At 38.9% G+C, this 16,641-nt stretch carries 21 protein-coding genes; 8 read left to right on the forward strand and 13 right to left on the reverse strand.

Annotated features, from left to right (window positions below):
* Window positions 1-22: 22 nt before the first annotated feature.
* On the reverse strand, window positions 23-1,336 hold the full coding sequence (locus NSQ76_RS15910) for a HAMP domain-containing sensor histidine kinase (protein WP_025094147.1): 1,314 nt from the start codon (window positions 1,334-1,336) through the stop codon (window positions 23-25).
* The gene (locus NSQ76_RS15915; RefSeq protein WP_025094146.1) at window positions 1,317-2,018 is read right to left on the reverse strand and encodes a response regulator transcription factor; all 702 of its coding nucleotides are present in this window, start codon (window positions 2,016-2,018) and stop codon (window positions 1,317-1,319) included. Before NSQ76_RS15915 ends, NSQ76_RS15910 begins: the two co-directional genes overlap by 20 nt.
* 242 nt (window positions 2,019-2,260) lie before the next feature.
* On the opposite strand from NSQ76_RS15915, the gene NSQ76_RS15920 reads away from it, so the two are divergent.
* Complete coding sequence (locus NSQ76_RS15920) at window positions 2,261-3,466, forward strand: DUF418 domain-containing protein (RefSeq protein WP_341054762.1); 1,206 nt, start codon at window positions 2,261-2,263, stop codon at window positions 3,464-3,466.
* Window positions 3,467-3,543: 77 nt separating this feature from the next.
* On the opposite strand, the gene NSQ76_RS15925 is transcribed toward NSQ76_RS15920, so the two are convergent.
* Entirely contained in the window at window positions 3,544-4,476 is a 933-nt protein-coding gene (locus tag NSQ76_RS15925) for a helix-turn-helix transcriptional regulator (RefSeq protein ID WP_341054764.1), read from the reverse strand.
* A gap of 82 nt (window positions 4,477-4,558) precedes the next feature.
* Here NSQ76_RS15925 and NSQ76_RS15930 point away from each other — a divergent pair, with 82 nt between their 5' ends.
* The 4 genes from NSQ76_RS15930 to NSQ76_RS15945 all read left to right on the forward strand — a co-directional run bounded on the left by NSQ76_RS15930 (window position 4,559) and on the right by NSQ76_RS15945 (window position 6,050).
* Window positions 4,559-5,209, forward strand: a complete 651-nt coding sequence (locus NSQ76_RS15930; RefSeq protein WP_286098722.1) for an FMN-dependent NADH-azoreductase — start codon at window positions 4,559-4,561, stop codon at window positions 5,207-5,209.
* 254 nt (window positions 5,210-5,463) lie between these two features.
* Entirely contained in the window at window positions 5,464-5,616 is a 153-nt protein-coding gene (locus NSQ76_RS15935; RefSeq protein WP_034325207.1) for a hypothetical protein, read from the forward strand.
* A gap of 22 nt (window positions 5,617-5,638) precedes the next feature.
* Window positions 5,639-5,827, forward strand: coding sequence for a hypothetical protein (locus NSQ76_RS15940; RefSeq protein ID WP_341054768.1), 189 nt, complete (start codon window positions 5,639-5,641; stop codon window positions 5,825-5,827).
* A 67-nt stretch (window positions 5,828-5,894) separates the two neighbouring features.
* Window positions 5,895-6,050, forward strand: a complete 156-nt coding sequence (locus tag NSQ76_RS15945; protein WP_341054772.1) for an Arm DNA-binding domain-containing protein — start codon at window positions 5,895-5,897, stop codon at window positions 6,048-6,050.
* 89 nt (window positions 6,051-6,139) lie between these two features.
* Here the strand turns inward: NSQ76_RS15945 and NSQ76_RS15950 are convergent, their stop codons facing one another.
* Both NSQ76_RS15950 and NSQ76_RS15955 read right to left on the reverse strand, forming a co-directional pair.
* Window positions 6,140-6,277, reverse strand: a complete 138-nt coding sequence (locus tag NSQ76_RS15950; RefSeq protein WP_186325117.1) for a hypothetical protein — start codon at window positions 6,275-6,277, stop codon at window positions 6,140-6,142.
* Window positions 6,277-7,389: a Rap family tetratricopeptide repeat protein gene (locus tag NSQ76_RS15955; RefSeq protein ID WP_341054774.1), complete on the reverse strand. Its 1,113-nt coding sequence runs from the start codon at window positions 7,387-7,389 to the stop codon at window positions 6,277-6,279. Before NSQ76_RS15955 ends, NSQ76_RS15950 begins: the two co-directional genes overlap by 1 nt.
* A gap of 270 nt (window positions 7,390-7,659) precedes the next feature.
* Here NSQ76_RS15955 and NSQ76_RS15960 point away from each other — a divergent pair, with 270 nt between their 5' ends.
* From NSQ76_RS15960 to NSQ76_RS15970, 3 genes are read left to right on the forward strand one after another with little or no spacing between them, the layout of a single operon-like run.
* Window positions 7,660-8,181, forward strand: a complete 522-nt coding sequence (locus tag NSQ76_RS15960; RefSeq protein WP_341054777.1) for a hypothetical protein — start codon at window positions 7,660-7,662, stop codon at window positions 8,179-8,181.
* Between the two features lie 8 nt (window positions 8,182-8,189).
* Window positions 8,190-9,140 carry a hypothetical protein gene (locus tag NSQ76_RS15965; protein WP_341054780.1) on the forward strand — a complete coding sequence of 317 codons (951 nt, stop codon included), beginning with the start codon at window positions 8,190-8,192 and terminating at the stop codon, window positions 9,138-9,140.
* 13 nt (window positions 9,141-9,153) lie between these two features.
* Entirely contained in the window at window positions 9,154-9,285 is a 132-nt protein-coding gene (locus NSQ76_RS15970) for a hypothetical protein (protein WP_286190894.1), read from the forward strand.
* A gap of 29 nt (window positions 9,286-9,314) precedes the next feature.
* On the opposite strand, the gene NSQ76_RS15975 is transcribed toward NSQ76_RS15970, so the two are convergent.
* The 8 genes from NSQ76_RS15975 to NSQ76_RS16010 form a co-directional block, all read right to left on the reverse strand.
* Complete coding sequence (locus NSQ76_RS15975; protein WP_341054783.1) at window positions 9,315-10,115, reverse strand: peptidoglycan recognition protein family protein; 801 nt, start codon at window positions 10,113-10,115, stop codon at window positions 9,315-9,317.
* Between the two features lie 62 nt (window positions 10,116-10,177).
* Window positions 10,178-10,441: a phage holin gene (locus NSQ76_RS15980; protein ID WP_341054786.1), complete on the reverse strand. Its 264-nt coding sequence runs from the start codon at window positions 10,439-10,441 to the stop codon at window positions 10,178-10,180.
* 21 nt (window positions 10,442-10,462) lie between these two features.
* Window positions 10,463-10,675, reverse strand: a complete 213-nt coding sequence (locus NSQ76_RS15985) for a BhlA/UviB family holin-like peptide (RefSeq protein ID WP_341055788.1) — start codon at window positions 10,673-10,675, stop codon at window positions 10,463-10,465.
* A 33-nt stretch (window positions 10,676-10,708) separates the two neighbouring features.
* Window positions 10,709-10,855 (reverse strand): XkdX family protein, encoded by a 147-nt coding sequence (locus NSQ76_RS15990; RefSeq protein WP_082136048.1) that lies wholly within the window; start codon window positions 10,853-10,855, stop codon window positions 10,709-10,711.
* A complete protein-coding gene (locus NSQ76_RS15995) occupies window positions 10,852-11,121 on the reverse strand; it encodes a hypothetical protein (RefSeq protein ID WP_341054790.1) in 270 nt (89 codons plus the stop codon). Before NSQ76_RS15995 ends, NSQ76_RS15990 begins: the two co-directional genes overlap by 4 nt.
* Before the next feature lie 14 nt (window positions 11,122-11,135).
* Window positions 11,136-12,806: a BppU family phage baseplate upper protein gene (locus tag NSQ76_RS16000; protein WP_341054792.1), complete on the reverse strand. Its 1,671-nt coding sequence runs from the start codon at window positions 12,804-12,806 to the stop codon at window positions 11,136-11,138.
* 11 nt (window positions 12,807-12,817) lie between these two features.
* On the reverse strand, window positions 12,818-14,689 hold the full coding sequence (locus tag NSQ76_RS16005) for a right-handed parallel beta-helix repeat-containing protein (RefSeq protein ID WP_341054795.1): 1,872 nt from the start codon (window positions 14,687-14,689) through the stop codon (window positions 12,818-12,820).
* 41 nt (window positions 14,690-14,730) lie between these two features.
* Window positions 14,731-16,632, reverse strand: a complete 1,902-nt coding sequence (locus tag NSQ76_RS16010) for a phage tail protein (protein WP_341054797.1) — start codon at window positions 16,630-16,632, stop codon at window positions 14,731-14,733.
* Window positions 16,633-16,641: the final 9 nt, after the last annotated feature.

The raw sequence follows: 16,641 nt of genomic DNA on the forward strand, positions 1-16,641 counted from the left end.
TTCCATGTTATTCATTTGCCACCTATATTTTGATGTGCCAGAATCGCAGCACGATGTAGTAAACGCCGTTCTTTTCCATCCTTTCAAACTGCCCGTGCATGCGGGACATCATTCGTTTTATGCTTCGTTCACCAAGTCCAGTGCTTTCCTGCGTGTCATTTGTCTCGTTTATCGCATTGCTGATATGGATCTCAAAGATTTCTTGGTCGGATAGAAACGTGAGATTGATATCTTTTTTCGGGTCAGCGTATTTCAGTATGTTCGACATCAGATTATCAAACACTCGGCCAAGCTCCTCGACATTCACATTGATATAGCTGTCTGGCAGCTCTCCTAAAAGATGAACCTTAAATGTCTCTTGCTGCAAAATCGCCACCTGATCTGATAAGAGATCGTAAATGACCTCTTTGACTGCAACTGTCTCAAGCTCAGGTTCATGTTCTTTATCAAGTAGAAAATAGGCGAACAGATTATCAGATAGATTTTTCAATTGCAGTGCTTTTTCATAAGCACTTGCTATATATTGATCCTTACGGGTATCCGCTCCAGCCTCCTCTTTTTTCGCAAACTCCAAATTCATCATCAGCGACGTCAGCGGTGTTCTCATATCGTGTGACATTTCAGTAACCAAGCTGCGGCTCTCTTCTTGCAGCTCATCAATGGCTTGAAGCTTGTCCAAAAAAGCTTTACGAAGGTCCTCAATACTTTTGGCAATCATCGCTAATTCGTCATGCCCTTTCACCGTCATCTCATAGTCCAGCTCTCCGCCTTCAAGAATATGTATCTCTTGGTGAATCGTTTGCAGGTAGCGCAGACTTTTGCGAATCCCGAGAAGAACCATGAGGAGAAAAATAAGCGTTGCTCCGAGCAGCTCGAGTGTAAAGGCAAGATCGTGGTAGCGAGATGAATAGAACCCGTCCACCATGACGCGGCCTTTACCGTCGCTAAACTGAACCGGATACGAATGTTGCTCAGCGTACTGAGTCATCCTTTCTTTTCCGTACGCCGATTCATCCGCAGCCGAATAGATGGAGTCATATTGCAGCACCTCATCCTTGAAGATAGTCAAATTAATGTAATTCTCTTTTTTCACCCACTCACCAAACGCTTGTCGATCCGTTGAAGACAGCTCATTCTCAGACACATAGCGGCTGAATTTTTGAATGTACTTGGCTGACTCCTGATCGTAATACTCGTCCGAACTCAAATATCCATCGATCAAATCATTGGTGATCTTTTGCAGCGTCAAAAAGACAATACCACTCACAATTGCAGCCGCCAAAATCAGCAGTGCAAGCTTTTTGGCCAGTGTATATTTACGATGTGGATGTGCCAAATCGATATCCTCTTCCCCATTCAGTTTTGATATATACAGGACGCGCAGGATCATCCTCAATTTTGGCACGCAGCTTTCGAATATGCACCATCACCGTATTGTTGGAACAATAGAAATAAGGCTGTCCCCACACGCTTTCATAAATATTTTGGGCTGAAAAGATTTTGTTTCGCCTGCTCATAAGCAGTTTTAACATCCGATATTCTAGATCAGACAGCTTAATTTGCTGGTTTTCTTTCCATACTTCATTAAATTCTTCACTTACCTTCAGTTTGCCCCCAACAAGAAAGGTCTCTTCCTGTTCCTTCTTTTCCTGATAGACAGTATACCTGCGTAATTGTGCAATCACTCTAGCATGAAGCTCCTCTTGTGAAAAAGGTTTTGTCATATAATCATCCCCGCCGGCAAGTAAGCCTTCGGTTTTATCGAATGTACTTGATTTGGCTGTTAGAAATAGAATCGGGACATTGGAAGAGGCTCTTATCTGCTGGCACGTTTCGATGCCTGAGAGCCCCGGCATCATCACATCCAAAATCACCAAATCGAGCGAATCGTCCACAAACTTCAATGCTTGCTCGCCATTCATCGCTCTTAGCACCTCATATCCTGCACGTGAAAGGGATTCCTGCAGAAGGTCACCAATATCCTGATCATCTTCTACGACTAATATTCGATGGGTCATGTCTCTCACCTCATGTAATGTGTTGCTCTTTCTTTTATGTCTTTACTATATATCATCTAGTTATGTGAAAAGATACAGCATAAACCTTAACAGTTTATGAATTTGGCCATCTGCCATCAATTTGTCACATTTATTTTCAAAAAATTGGATCTTCATAAATTGTTAAGAATTGGGCCGTATATTGATTCATTGTAAGGATCGATGAATTGATCCGAATCACAAACAAGAAAAGGAGCATGGATATGAATGCAAACAAAGTAGCACACGGACAACCGATGAGTCTGCGGGAACGGGTTCATTTCTTGGACATTGTACGAGGGTTCGCCTTAATGGGGATTATTCTAGTTAATTACTTTTTGATCGTGGATTCGGCCAGGGGATTTGACATGCAGTCAAATGATGTCTTTCACAATGTGGTGAATTGGTTTGCCTCAGGGAAATTCATTACGTTGTTCTCCTTCCTATTCGGCGTTGGTTTTATGATTTTTATGGATCGAGCTGCTCAGAAGGTGGACAGTCCGAACAAACTGTTTGCCCGCAGATTAACCATTCTCTTAGGATTTGGCCTTCTGCATTTGACCTTTGTTTGGATTGGTGACATTTTGGCCTATTATGCAGTCGCTGGCTTTTTATTGCTTTTCTTTTACAAACGTACAGCCAAAACCATCCTTTACTGGCTCATCACACTTTTTGTGATTCAATTGCTCACGCCTTTTTTCACGATGCTGCTCAATACCGTCAGTTCAGGATCATCAGGCAAGCCGGACCTTGCTGATTTTGAATTAATCAGCCACAACAGTCTGACTTATTTAGCATCTATTGGTGACCGGTGGACAGATATGGTGACAATGGCTTCAAGTTCTTTTTCCACCGTCTATTCTATGTTTTTCATGTTTTTACTTGGTGTGTATTTTGTGAAAATGGAGTTTTTCAAAAACATGGAGGCGAAAAAAACGATTTGGAATCGCATTTGGATCATTTTTGCCATCGCTTTTCTCATCACCCAAGGCAGTACGATCATAGCAGCGGTCAATCCTTTTGAAAATACACTGTGGGTGAACATTGCCTCTGCCCTTGAACAAAACGGCGGATTAACAGGTAGTATGTTTTATATGAGTACACTTGCGATGCTGTTTCTTCACGTCCCTCAGCTGCGAGGTGCTTTGATGGTCTTTACCAAAGTCGGACGCATGTCACTGACCTGTTATTTGCTACACTCGATCATTGGAACTCTGCTATTTCTAAAGTATGGAGCGGGGCTTGTCGATCATCTCCAGCCGGCTGGTACGTTTTTCATGGCTATTGGCGTGTATGTCTTCCTTGTGCTTTTCAGTACGTTTTGGTTAAAGCGGTTTAAGTATGGACCGATGGAATTTATTTGGCGGCAGCTGACGTATGGAAAGGTCGATGATAAATCGAAAACAAACACAATGGATGTGGCGAAGTAACTGACATCATAGTAGTTAAAGAGAAAAAGGCGAACCACTAAAGTTCGCCTTTTCTGTAGTATATTAATTTTTTTGATTCAATACTTGTCAATCACTTCTCGTAATTGATTCAAATAACTTTCTTTCAATTCCTCTGGGTATTCAATTTTCACATGTTTCCCAAATGACATCAAATAATGAGTCATATACGATAATTCTTCTTGGTTGTATCCACCCACAATATAAGGGATCTGATCAATGATCTCCAATCTCATATTTGGGTAATGATGCTTTAAAAACTTTTCTTTTCCTTGTTCCGTTAATCGACATTTAAATGAGATATCATGATAAGTTTTTTCGTACTCGAGTTGCATTGCTTTTAATTCTTCCTTCGTATAGGTGCCTCTGCCTTCTTCTTCAATGATCAAGTCCTTCATAAAGTCACATCTATAGATGCCCCACTTTTTATTTTGAACATCATATGCTTTTGTGAACCAAATCCCATTTCGATAAAATAACTCAAGAAATTGCAGCCTGATCCTTTTATTTTCATATTGAGTGTACGTCATCTTCACGATTTGATCTTCCATCATCGCCTGTAAAATCAATTCCAAATGATTTTGTTCACTAACTGGTGCGACATTATAGTAATGAATCACTTCCAAAGTCTCCGTAATCATTTGCTTTTTCTCATCAGACATTGTGGCAAACAACTTTTGCCGAATTTGTGAGTAGGATTTTTTAAATGGTGTTGCTGACACCAGGTCTAGCGCTTTAAGAGCGAAAAAAACAGCTTGGACTTCTTCTATATTGAAATAAATAGGAACCAATGGAGATTGATTCACCAGTCGATATCCTCCATGTCTGCCATTTTCAACGTAAAAAGCTAAACCCATTGACTCTAGCTCTTCTATATCTCTTAAAGCCGTCCTTTTAGAAATGCCAAATTCGGATTGTAAGTCCTTTAACTGAAAAGAGTGTTTATCGCTTAAAAAAATAAGTTCTTGGTTTAATCGTTCTGATTTTTTCATTTGTTTTCCCTCTTAAAAAGGTGACTTCTTTTGTCACCTTTATCATTTATACTCAGCTTATCAAAAGAAAAGGAGCATGTACATGCAAACATTAATCATCAACGCGCACCCAGATTTTACTCAACAAGAAAGCTATTCAAACAAACTGCAAACACTATTTTTAAAACAGTTTAAAGAAAGATTCCCTCATGAAGAACCAACCATTTTACATTTATATGGAACTGAAATTCCTCGTATCGAAAAAGAACAGCTGCTAGGAATTTGGGATAAGCAAGCATCCAAACAAGCATTAACGGCTGCCGAGGAAAAAATCGCCGCTGCTTCATCTGCTTTATTGGCTCAATTCAAAGCACATCATCGAATTGTGATCGTGTCACCTGTTCACAATTTCAATGTGACTTCACGAATGAAAGATTATATAGATAATATCTTTATTGCGAGAGAAACGTTCAAATATACAGAAAATGGTTCTGTTGGTCTGATGACTGACGATTATCGTGTACTTTTACTTCAAGCAAGCGGCTCAATTTTCACAAATAACGATCGATATACACCTCTGGAATTTTCACATCATTACCTAAAAGAAATATTTCAAAACTTGATGGGGTTTCATCAATTTCATATTGTCCGAGCACAAGGAACAGCGATTTTAGAAGAAGAAACGATCTTGTCATCTGCAGCTGACGATTTGTCTAAAGCCTTTGATGCGTTTTACCAGCCTAGCGGGATGTGAATTGGATTTTTTCAAAAACAAAAAGACCAAAAACGTTTGATATCACGTTTTTGGTCTTTTTTTATTAACCGAGTGAACCTTCCATTTCAAACTTAATTATTTTTGGGAATCACACGAAAACATACGTTCTCTTGTTGGCGTGATTCCTGCGGTTTATATTTGTTTTACGTCATATAAAATAATAAGCCGTCATATGTTTGTGGGTGTTTTGTGGGTGTACCCACATAAATATACTAATGAAGGAAGTGAAATACATGAACATAAATAAAATAAGATCATTCCTTTATAAAACATCAAAATACCTGGGTGACGTCAATGCTGTTCAAAAGGGCACTATAGGAAAGCGTATCATGCGACGTGCTGCGGGTAAAGCATCCGGCAAGCTAATGAAAAAGATATTCAAATAAGATAGTCCTGGGTGGTGATTTCATGAATGATCTTGAGAGGAAGCTATACAGGATCATCTATAATATGAGCCGTTTTAGACGTAACCCAACAATGAATGAACTTAAAAGAAAAACAGGCAGGGATGAGCCAGCGATTCGTAAGGCAGTTGAAAATCTTATTTCCCGAAAAGAGATGAGATGGGATAAAGAGAAAAAGGAATGGCGTTTCTGATTATATTGCTTTTTATGGGATATTCAGTAAAATGAATTTAATATATTATTGAAACAGGAGGGATAACATGATTAGTGTAAAACCATGTGGAGACAACACATTTTCGTATATCCTAGAATCACTCGATAAAGCAACAGGGAAAAGAAAAAGGATTGTTCACAAAGGGTTCAAAACAAAAAACGAAGCAATGAAAGCAGCAGAAGCAAAATTAAAAGAAATGTAGATGCTGAAAATAATCCAACACGTTAGCAAACTTACGTTTCAACGATTCCTTGAAAAGTAGAAAACCCTTCTAAGATGAGAAGGGTTTTATTAAGTACCGACTGGTTTTTCTGCTAATAACATATAAGTTCCGACCGGTTTCTCTGTAACATGAGCATTCATTGAGCCCGCATAACTAGCCGCTACTATCGCGCCTAGAGCAGCTAAACAAAGAATTAAGTTTTTCATTAGACACCCTCCAACTGCTTCATTTTCCTCTCGGCTAAAATAGCAAGATTAGAGAATTCCAGAGATTCTTGAATATAACTTCTCGCCTCATAATATTGCGAAATGATTAAAGCGAGATCGCGCACACTATCCGCATCATTCTGTTCAAATAAGTAATGAATGTAGCTCCTGCACTTATTAACGCTCTCTTCAGGAGTTTTCTGGAACAACTCATAAATAATGTTTATTTTAGCCTCATACACTTTATTCTCTTTTTCATTTAAGTTTTCCTGTGCTTTTTTGTAATAATAAATAGCTTGATCGGATTGTCCTATTATGAAGAGTTCTTTTGTGATCATATAGAGGGAGTTTATGTAGTAAACCGACTGTTTCCATTCATCATTTCTAAATGCTTTTTTCAGAGCATTTATGCAATTTTGAGATCTTTTAGCAGCTGAATAAGTGATACTTAAATTATGATGGATCATAGCCTCAAAAAAAGGATCTTCAAGTTGTTTGGAAATTCGTATTGCTTCGAAATAAATATCTTCAGCTTTATCATATTGGCCCAGCTCTGTATAGTTATGCCCCACAACCATCATAGACGTCGCAAGCTTTTTTTTGTAACCCTCATTTCTTTTATAAATGTGCATTGCATCCTTTATATAATTTAAAGATACTATGTTTTGACCAAGCATCATATAAAGAGAGGCTACCTTTGAATAAAATTCAGCAGCTTCAATATCATCGGGAATATTTGCAAGTTTTTTCTCAGCGATTTTAAAAAGACTAATTGCGTTACCATAATTACGATTGTGTGATTCGTATAGAGCTTCAAATAAAAAGAAATAATACTCAATCATATTATCTGTTTTTCGAATTTCTTTCTTATGTTTCTTACTGAAATACGAGTGCTTTGGGAACTCTTTACCTTTGTCCTGGTGAAGCATCATTTTATGTCTCTCTTCAAGCAAAGAATAATACATCAATACTTCTTGGTCTTCTTCCATTTCATCAAACAGAGCCCTGCCCTCTTCGAAATATTTCTCGGCAACCTCAACATCTTGCTGTTTTATAGCCATATACCATTCATTTAAGATATTAGCAACATACTCAGAAGCAAGTTTACTCATAATAAACACCTCTTTCTGTCCAAATTCTAAATACTCAAACAAATATTAACATATGTTTACCATAAAATATAATATATAGAAGTTTTTTCGTTCTAACGCAAAATCATGTTTCGTTGTCCCGCAAGGAGTTTTTTCCTGTTTTTTTTGGACTGTAAAAACAGGGATAAATTAATGAATTGTCGAATCTACAAGTCTTTTTGTTCATTCACAAAAAATGTTAGACACGTATAATTGCGGTGTATCAAATTTACAGAAAAGGAGTTTTCATGTATGAAAAAAGTTGTTTTACCATTAGCCGCCACTCTTGCTTTAGTTTCTAGCTCAATGTTTTCTTTACCTAAATCAGCAGATGCAACATTAAGTAACACTGAAGAAGAGTGGGTCACTGTTGAGGAATTTTCTCAGAGTTCAGCATCAATTCTTGAAACAGAAGTAGGTGGCAAGAATGCTAATATATTAGCAAAAGATTACACCTCAAATATGGAAATCAAAAAATTACGATCCGTCGATGTCGCATGGAAATGTAAGTATTCAATGCTTACTAAAGCAAAGGCAAAGATGAAAATTAATAAAATTGAGGCCAAATCAAGATTGTATAGCCAAAAAGGCGCTCTTACTAAAAGTGCTACAGATTCAAATAGTAACTCAAACTATGCCGGGGCAGAAGCATTAGGTGGAGTAACTGGCGGATGGGGTTGTAAAGGATCGTCTTACGGCAATACTAAATATGAGCGAAACGGTTATAAAACTGTTACTCATCAAAAGAAATTTGACATATTTGATCTTCTATAAAAATATACATGAAGATTAGAATTCAGTTCTTAAACTGCTTTCTGGTTATAGGAGTATGCTTTTTATTCACTGGTTGCATTTCTGATAAAAAAAAAGAAAGTGTTCCAGCTACTCCTTCACCTATTGAAAAATATAATGACGAACAAGAAGATATTACAGGCCCTGGATCAGAAACAGTTTCTTATGGCTTATATGAGGTAAACGGGGAAATCCTAGACACATTAGATATTGGAGCCAAGAAAGGACGAACATACAAAAAAGTCTTATCCTTTAGCCATTATCTAAGTGTAAAAAGAAAATACAGCCTAGTAATTCTTTCAGATTTTCAAACTATACCATTCAAAGCTGACAACAAAAAGCGCTCAAACTCTTATACATTCACAATGAATAAAAACACTGTAAAAAAAATTCAATTAGAATTTGAAAGTCCCCCTAATCACAGAGAGTTAAGTTTATTGATTATCCCTGAAGCAGAATTCCAGTTAGAGACCGAGAATATAGATATTGGTTCAGGACTCCAAGATATTATCACCCTAAGATACATTAAAAACAATCAAAATCACCAACACGTTAAACACCTTCCCCCCTTACAAACGACTGGAGAACTATCAGGAGAGGAAGCATTCCTTACCTCCCAAGAACGAGGAAATAAGATTCTATTTAAATCCAAAGCTAATGAAAAAGCATTCTTACAAATCTTCAATGCAAATGATAGGAACGTAGATTATGCTGTAGTTGCTTTTTCAGGTACAAAACAAGTGAAATTCAATAACAAGACTGTATCATTTATTTCTGTAAAAGGGGGATCAACTAATATTTACGAAGTTAATATTCCTATTGTTAAAGAAAAACAAAACTATCAAATTGTCCTATTTCCTTATCCGTATAAGACAGGTAAAATTGAGGATGGTTTAAACAATAAGAGTTACTCGACTTTTAGGACCTTAATAGAGCCGTAAGGGGGAATTAGTATTGCTTCTGTGGATAATAATTATCTTACTGATCATTTTAATTGGGTTTACAGGTAACATTGTTTCTTTGCTCCGTGAACAGAAACAGTCTAATCAAAAAATTATTGAACTGTTAGACGAAATAAAGAAATGACCTTCCTCCATATGGAGAAAGGTCTTTTTTTATTTTAATAGCTTTTCTAGCTTCGCTTTTGTCTTTGGACCATAGATGCCATCGGCAGCAAGTCCATGCATCAATTGGAATCGCTTGACCGCATCCGCCGTTTTTGGTCCGTAATAGCCATCAATGCCGTTATTTTTTGCCCCTTTATCAGGGTAGAAATGTACAGCAGCAAGGGCTTCCTGTAAGGCTTTTACGCCTGCCCCCTTTGTAAGAGGCTTTGTAACTTTTAAAATGCCTGTCGGCAAGGCATATGAATTTTTAGCAGGCTTGGAAGCTGCTGTTTTGGATGGTGCTGCTGTTGTTGGTTTAACAGTCAGCTTTTTATTTGTGTGAGCAACGGCGATCCCGGCTTTGAAGCTGTCCCAACGATTAAGCAGCTTGCGGGGACATTCTTTCCCGCTCCAATGCTTATGCGGCACAACGTTTGCTAATGGAATCCCTTGATCCTGCATTAACTGGCGAATTAACCATTGAGCATTTTCGACCGCCTTCTCAAAATTGCCGTCTGCATTTTCACAAATTTCAATGCCAATCGACTTCATGTTGCCCGTTCCTCTGCCGTCTCCTGCGTGCCAACCGTTTTCGTTTAGTGGCAAATGTTGATAGATCACTTTATCATCCACAGTGAAATGCCAGCTTACACCTGTACTTGATCGTTTTACAAAATCTGCGTGACTCGCTGCATCTGCACCCTTTGACGTATTAGCTGTGTTATGAACTGTAATATATAAAGGCTTCATATAGTTGCCTGGTCTGTTGGGGTTACTCTTTGAAATATAGTCTTGAATGATTTTTACCATTTGTTCATCTACTCCCTTAAAATTGTTTTAGGTATTAAAAAAGAACTGCCTGGGGCAGCCCTTTATTTTGTTAAACCTTTTTGCTTTAAAACTTCTTGCTGCTTCTGTCCTTTAGATGTCACATAGTTGTTTTTGAACCATGCGACAAGGGTTGTCACTAATGTAAAGACCATTGAGAAGGCAAGATATAAAGTTTCTGTTAATGTGTTTACCTGGTCCTCACTGATCGGCAAAACAGGTTTGCCAAACACAATTAACGCCTGGTTGATTAGCGCAATAAAAAGAAGCACCGTGCGGACCACTGTGCCTTTGTCGAAGTTTTTCATATTAATTTCCTCTTTTCGTTATTATTTTTGGTTTCTTTCAATTCTGTCTAGTTTTTCAATGACAACATCATACTTCTCGCTAAACTTTGCAAGTACGTCATTTTGTGCGTCAATTTGCTCGTTTAGCTTGTTTTCACGTTCCTTTGTTGTGTTGAGAACATAAAACAAAATCCAGCAAAAGAGCACAGCAAATGGGCCTTGTGTCATTAAATACTGCGTCATGTCCATTTCCAACAATCTCACCTTCTCCCGCCATAAAAAATAAGCCTATACCTCGTATGGCTCACCTGTGATTTCCTCATATTGTTCGGGGGTGATTCTCCCCGCTGCTACTGTGTTATATACCATTTCTTTTGACCATAATTCACGATCATAAAAACTTTTGATTCTACTGAACCAATCGAAATCGCTCACGACGGATCACCCCCTAATGCAAACATGTAATAAAGCTCGGCTATTTCCTTTTGCATGATCTCCATTTCTGACGGCTGCGGCTTTGGCTGCAAGCTCTCTATATACTCTTTAGATGCTGATTCACTCCATGTTCTCTTTTTTTCATCATACACGGGAAGATATAACCCCTCTGGACGTACATCTGTTGCATTTTTCGGCAGCTCGTCAAGATCAATTACATCTTCGCCTTGATATTTAAAATTCTCATCATAGTAATAAACGTGCATTTATGTTACCTCCTTTACCACAATGGAATAGATTCATTAATCTCTATTCTCGTTACCTTTGAATTGTCATTTGCGTTTAAACCGTCAAATTTCAACGATCCGTCTTCCGCAAGCGTCAAACGGGCTGAACCATATGATCCAACCGTAGCACCCACAAAAACGGTTGTCGCTGACGGTTTTTGAGTAAAACGCGCAATGATAGTATCGTTCGCCGGGACTCCCTCAAAAGACCCTCTAAGGTGTAAAGAGTTTAGACGTATTGAGAATTGAAGTGGATTACTAGCAAAATGTTTTGTTGTTCCAGTAACAAATGTGACTTGATTCCATGAACTGGATAAATCTTTTTCCGTCAACATTCGTTCCCAACCTCTAAAACCTTGTGTGTGGAACGTCCCAACCCAAGTCATATTATCAAATGACCTTGTTACAATAATTCTTTTCAAACGGGCTTCATTTGCTGTGTACTCCGTATCAAGTACATCAACATAATAAAAACTCGTATCCTTTTCTACTGGAGTATTAAGGAGTTGAGCTCCCATATACGACCCGGTCGGTAAAGTGAATATATCAGTACCATTTGGGACCCTTGCTATCAATCCGTTGTTAGGAGTCAATTTATAAAGCTGTCCGTTGTTCCATTTATCTTTTTCACTCTGGGTTATTTTATCTTTTTCAGTTAGACCCCTCGTCCAATCAGCCCATGTAGAATCTTGGTTGCGTACTCTGTAAAACGAATCCTTACCGCTCGTGTCATATGCAGTCTGTAAAAGAGTGCTACCATAACTTAACACTATCATGAATGATTTATTGACCGATGGAGGTCCATTTAAACCCTTGTTATAGATAAGATAAAAACCGGTATCAGTTATCTCGTTGTAATCTGTGGTCTCGCTTGTCCCTTTATAAATGGGCTTACCATTGTTTTGAGTAAGCCTATAAAGTTGCCCGTTATTCCACTTATCTTTATCCGCCTTAACAACATGGATTTCGCTATTGTTAGCATGATCATCCGTATATTTCTTGGCTGCTAAAAGTGCTGCGTCTACTTTGGCCTGTGATCCAGTAGTTGTTTCTTTTGCATCCCATGATTTTTGTTTTGCTTCTGTGACATGCAACTTTGTATCCTTAGCGTGTTCATCTACTTTAGCTTGTGCGCCTGCTTTAGTCTCGATCTTATCTAATTCTTCAAACTTTGCTTTTAACTCCTCTAAAGTTTGTTTTGCTTCAGACGACATTTTCTCTATTGCATATTTAAGTGTCTCAAAATCATCAATATAAAATTCCGCTGCCGGGGCAATGTCCTGATCAATTAAATTGCGCTGAATATCAAATGTAAATTCGTGAATAGACAAGGCTTGTCCGTTGCGATAATACAAATTCAAGGACGCTTGAACCTTGCCGTATTGCTTGATCTCGTCATTATCTAGGACGTATTCGGCGATCCCTTCGACTTTATCAACAAGTGTGATATTCCGAATGTTTTTCGATCCATTTGCAAACTTTAGTACGAGTTTTCCGTCAACCGCTGAAAGAGGCAAAGGCACGCCATCTTTACGCAATTGAAAGATTAGCTTTGCTGTGCCTATGTCCTGGGTTGAGAATACAATTTTTGAATCATACACGCTTTGATCATAGGCATCAACCACGAATGGCAGCACGCCATTTTTAAAAAGTTGATTCGTCATGCTATCCCCCCTCAAGTAATATTTTCAACGGTCCGAATAGGATCAACGCTATTATCGTTTAATGCTGATACTTTCCCTGCTCCTTTTAATCGGTTGCCGTAATGCTGAATAGATGAACATTTGATAGTTAAATACATACCGTACCTTCCCGTTTTCCCGATTGCTGTGTTATTACGAACGGCGCTATTTTTGACGCCATCCATAAGTAAAATGAAGTCATATTCATCCCCCCGCTTGCCCGCATTTATGATCGTGTTGTCATCCACCTGTACATATTCCGATTCTCCTGAAACTGATATACCTGAAAAACCGATCTCTTCTAGCGTGTTGTCATCAACTGAAACATAATCGCAATTCCCTTCCTCTACTCGCACACCGTTCCCCTGGATGTCACGTCCTGTGTTGTGGTGTACCTTTCCCCGTGTGCTGCGGGTAACTAAAATGCCATGATGCCCGACATTTTCTAGGTTGTTATCATGAATGACAAAGTGTTTGACATCAGACACATGAATACCGTGCCTGGTTGTGCCGTCAATTTGATTTTTTGAAATGTCCACATGATCAATCGTTTGATAGCCTTTACGGCCATAAACCTGAATCGCATGATCAACCGACATGTTTTTAAATTTGTTATTTGTAATTGTGTGACGCTTTGTCTTGTTTACTCTGCCAGTCGGGTTTCCGTTTTTGTCTTGCGTATAGACAGTGTTGACGCTCGGTAATAACGTTCTAACGCCACCTGAACAGTTTTCAAATGTGTTGCCATCAATAAACACGTCCTGCCATTTGTTGCCCGATACAGCCCATTCTGTGCAATCGTAAACCTTGTTATTGAGGAATCTAATGCCCGAATAAAGAACGCCATCAGTGCTTGTATGTGAATCAATGGCTCTAGGATAGCCCCCAAGCTCTGTTGATTTTCTAACCGTGCAATTCTGCATAGTAAGGTTACGTGTCGGTGTGTGATCATAAGCGCCAAATGAACCGAAGTTACTAGATGAACGCATCAAATCAACTTGAACCGCTGCGGAAAACCATCTGTCTCCTACATAGTCCGCAAACCCTTCGAATGTCACATTATCAATCAAGACATTTTCATTCCCGGCACAATCGAAAGCATGTCCCCCGCAAACATTCCTCAAGGTGATATCTCGCATGATTATGCCGGAAGCATGAGCAAAGCCGAAAATAGAACACTGCTCTTTGATTTCATGCCCCATGCTGTCGATAGCGCCTTGACCGTCAATGATCAAGTTTCCGTGGCCATTGTACGCAGTGAAACTTTCTGTGGAATCCCCATTTACAAACATTGATCCTACAAAGCCACGCTTGATCGTTGCCCCCGCCTGTAAAGTGATATGAGTATTTTTATAAATTCTCACTCGTTCACGCAGCGTATAGCCCCCTGGGGGAATATAAAGCCAAATGGGGCGATCTTTTGCTATTTCTAATGCTGCTTGTAAAGCCTTCGTAAAGTTGCCGTATTTATTTAAAAACGGCTGCAAAGACACAATTGAAAGCATGTCATTCACTTTCTTTTCAAGCTGATCGAAGTCATATTCGAGTCGGTCGTTTAAGGTTGAATGAATGGTCGCATCAAGTGAAACCCTTCCGTCCACAACTTCTTTTATATCGTTGCCGTCATGATTGACGATCAGGTTAACAAGACGTGACCAATAACTATTAAGCCAGTGTGCAACGCTTTTACCTCTGTGGACAATGCTTGCCGCTTCGTGAGCTTTTTCGCTTGCTTTGTGTTCCTTAATTTCAATATCTAGTTGATTCAATGCGTTTTCTGTGGAACGTGCATTTTGCGATAGATTATCTTCAAACTCTGCATTTTTTCCGATCTTGAATACTTTTAACAAGCTGAATCTTCCCATGCTATCAGCTCCTTTCATAAAAAATAGCCGACGTTTTCCCGTCAGCTATCTAAGTAAAATGAAATATTAATTTGTGCGCCGTTTGGTATATCGGCAGCCGTTGGGCTGATTCTTTGACCGTCTTTAGCAAGCATAATATTCATGCCGCTTGGGTTGATCGTATCGACGGTTGCGCCTGCCGTGATCCCCTTTAGACTTAAATCAAAATCAACGCCTGCCCTGGGACTTTTCGGTTTTATGTCAATTCCTATATCAATATCAATGGTGTTCCCTATATCTTCAATTTCCGCAGCGTTGACGGTGCTATCATCAATTGACCAGGTTTTCGTAACGCTTGAATATGACAAACTCAAATCCTGGGAAACCTTCATATTGATATTATTCAATTGGCTTTGCGTGCTGCTTGCTATGCTCTTTTGAGCCTCAAGCATTTCGGCTATTTCTTTCTTGATTAAATCCCGCTGCTTCTTCATTGCGACGGTCTGCTCTAGTTGATAGTCAATAATGTCTTTACGATAATTCGTCAACGTGACAGACGGCTTCATGTCCAAATTGAGAGGGTTATATTTGATCTCCTGTACTCTTACCTCTCCTTCAAACAGGATGCCATAAGCTGTATCGGCAATGACTGGAATAATAGCTCCTTTGGAAATATTGTCCTCAATCGCTTCGAGCTTCGGATCATATACTTTTTCAAAATCCAATTCAATTGTTAATTTTGGATAAGGATCAATTTTCTCTTTCAGAAATTTTTCCATGTCCTCTTTTTTTGAAATGGAATCTTCGTAAATTGTTTCTGCCACTCTTGGCCGGCCGTCTACAAGAAAAAGTTTTTCGTCCGGGTGAATGTATGTCACAGGTGGGAACATGTACTTTTCATCATTTTTAAAGGTCCGATAAAGTCCAATGAAATTCCCGTTAGGCACGCTTACCCGGAAACCCGTTTTCATTTTTTTCGTGTTCGGGTTTTTGCTGTCCTTTCCCTTAAACGTTGCAACGACCGTATGCTCTTTATCCTCAAGACCTCGGATCACGTCAACCGTTTCAACCACATGACTTTCTTTGCCCGTGTCTTTGTACGTGCTGAATGTTTTGTTTGTCTTTTTATCAATGTTAAACGTGATTTTCCCGCCTAATTTCTCTTTGATCAGTTTCACGCTGAAGCCTGTTCCTTTGAATTTAAAAGAGAACGTTTGTCCAACATCCTCCGCATACATGGCGTTTAAATCACTGTTTGTTTTCCATTTCCCCGATTTACTATCATAGCCTTTAGTTTCCTCGCTTGCTATGTCCTTTTCTTCCTTCACCTTTCCATAACCCTTTATTCGGGTGAAAGACTCGGACATGCTGCTTTTAACACTAATCGAATTCATATTAGCCCTGGTATCTAATTTGTAATTAATTCGCTTTTTGATTTCTTTATGCACGTAAATATGATCGTTGTTTACATCAAGTTCCACGACAAAAGCCGATATAAGATCGTTCATCAGCTCTAACGACTTCTTCTTTCCGAATCCTTCTAGTTTTGCTTTCAATTCTCGGGCATCCGGCATAATGGTATATGAAAAACCGCTCCCTTTTAAAGCGTGTTTAAGGGCTGTGTCTATGTCTATTTCTCCGCTAATTTCTTCGTCTACCTGATTAAATGTCAGACGAACAATGTACATATGGTCAGCCGCCACATTTCGGAATGACACGCCATTTTCCGTGCGCTTTTCATCCTCTACAATAATATAACGCTGCGCTTTATGCTCGATCTCATCTATAAGCAAAATGTTGTCATTTACAAGCATATCGAAAGCAAGTTCAGTCTCGGGCATTTGCAAACATTGAAATGACAATTGCTTTGTACCGTCTAATTTATCCGAGACTTCGGGTTCTACTAATTCCAGGGGTACTTTATTTGTTGGATCGTGCTTTGACTGTACAAATAATTGATTCATCTTGTTTCA

Source organism: Bacillus sp. FSL M8-0256 (assembly GCF_038005765.1).
GTDB lineage: Bacteria > Bacillota > Bacilli > Bacillales > Bacillaceae > Bacillus > Bacillus safensis.

Excerpts from the sequence above, each read along its gene's own strand:
- NSQ76_RS15915 (WP_025094146.1), bottom strand. The coding sequence starts at position 2,018 with ATGACCCATCGAATATTAGTCGTAGAAGATGATCAGGATATTGGTGAC.
- NSQ76_RS15920 (WP_341054762.1), top strand. The coding sequence starts at position 2,261 with ATGAATGCAAACAAAGTAGCACACGGACAACCGATGAGTCTGCGGGAA.
- NSQ76_RS15925 (WP_341054764.1), bottom strand. The coding sequence starts at position 4,476 with ATGAAAAAATCAGAACGATTAAACCAAGAACTTATTTTTTTAAGCGAT.
- NSQ76_RS15930 (WP_286098722.1), top strand. The coding sequence starts at position 4,559 with ATGCAAACATTAATCATCAACGCGCACCCAGATTTTACTCAACAAGAA.
- NSQ76_RS15935 (WP_034325207.1), top strand. The coding sequence starts at position 5,464 with ATGAACATAAATAAAATAAGATCATTCCTTTATAAAACATCAAAATAC.
- NSQ76_RS15940 (WP_341054768.1), top strand. The coding sequence starts at position 5,639 with ATGAATGATCTTGAGAGGAAGCTATACAGGATCATCTATAATATGAGC.
- NSQ76_RS15945 (WP_341054772.1), top strand. The coding sequence starts at position 5,895 with ATGATTAGTGTAAAACCATGTGGAGACAACACATTTTCGTATATCCTA.
- NSQ76_RS15950 (WP_186325117.1), bottom strand. The coding sequence starts at position 6,277 with ATGAAAAACTTAATTCTTTGTTTAGCTGCTCTAGGCGCGATAGTAGCG.
- NSQ76_RS15955 (WP_341054774.1), bottom strand. The coding sequence starts at position 7,389 with ATGAGTAAACTTGCTTCTGAGTATGTTGCTAATATCTTAAATGAATGG.
- NSQ76_RS15960 (WP_341054777.1), top strand. The coding sequence starts at position 7,660 with ATGAAAAAAGTTGTTTTACCATTAGCCGCCACTCTTGCTTTAGTTTCT.
- NSQ76_RS15965 (WP_341054780.1), top strand. The coding sequence starts at position 8,190 with ATGAAGATTAGAATTCAGTTCTTAAACTGCTTTCTGGTTATAGGAGTA.
- NSQ76_RS15975 (WP_341054783.1), bottom strand. The coding sequence starts at position 10,115 with ATGGTAAAAATCATTCAAGACTATATTTCAAAGAGTAACCCCAACAGA.
- NSQ76_RS15980 (WP_341054786.1), bottom strand. The coding sequence starts at position 10,441 with ATGAAAAACTTCGACAAAGGCACAGTGGTCCGCACGGTGCTTCTTTTT.
- NSQ76_RS15995 (WP_341054790.1), bottom strand. The coding sequence starts at position 11,121 with ATGCACGTTTATTACTATGATGAGAATTTTAAATATCAAGGCGAAGAT.
- NSQ76_RS16000 (WP_341054792.1), bottom strand. The coding sequence starts at position 12,806 with ATGACGAATCAACTTTTTAAAAATGGCGTGCTGCCATTCGTGGTTGAT.
- NSQ76_RS16005 (WP_341054795.1), bottom strand. The coding sequence starts at position 14,689 with ATGGGAAGATTCAGCTTGTTAAAAGTATTCAAGATCGGAAAAAATGCA.
- NSQ76_RS16010 (WP_341054797.1), bottom strand. The coding sequence starts at position 16,632 with ATGAATCAATTATTTGTACAGTCAAAGCACGATCCAACAAATAAAGTA.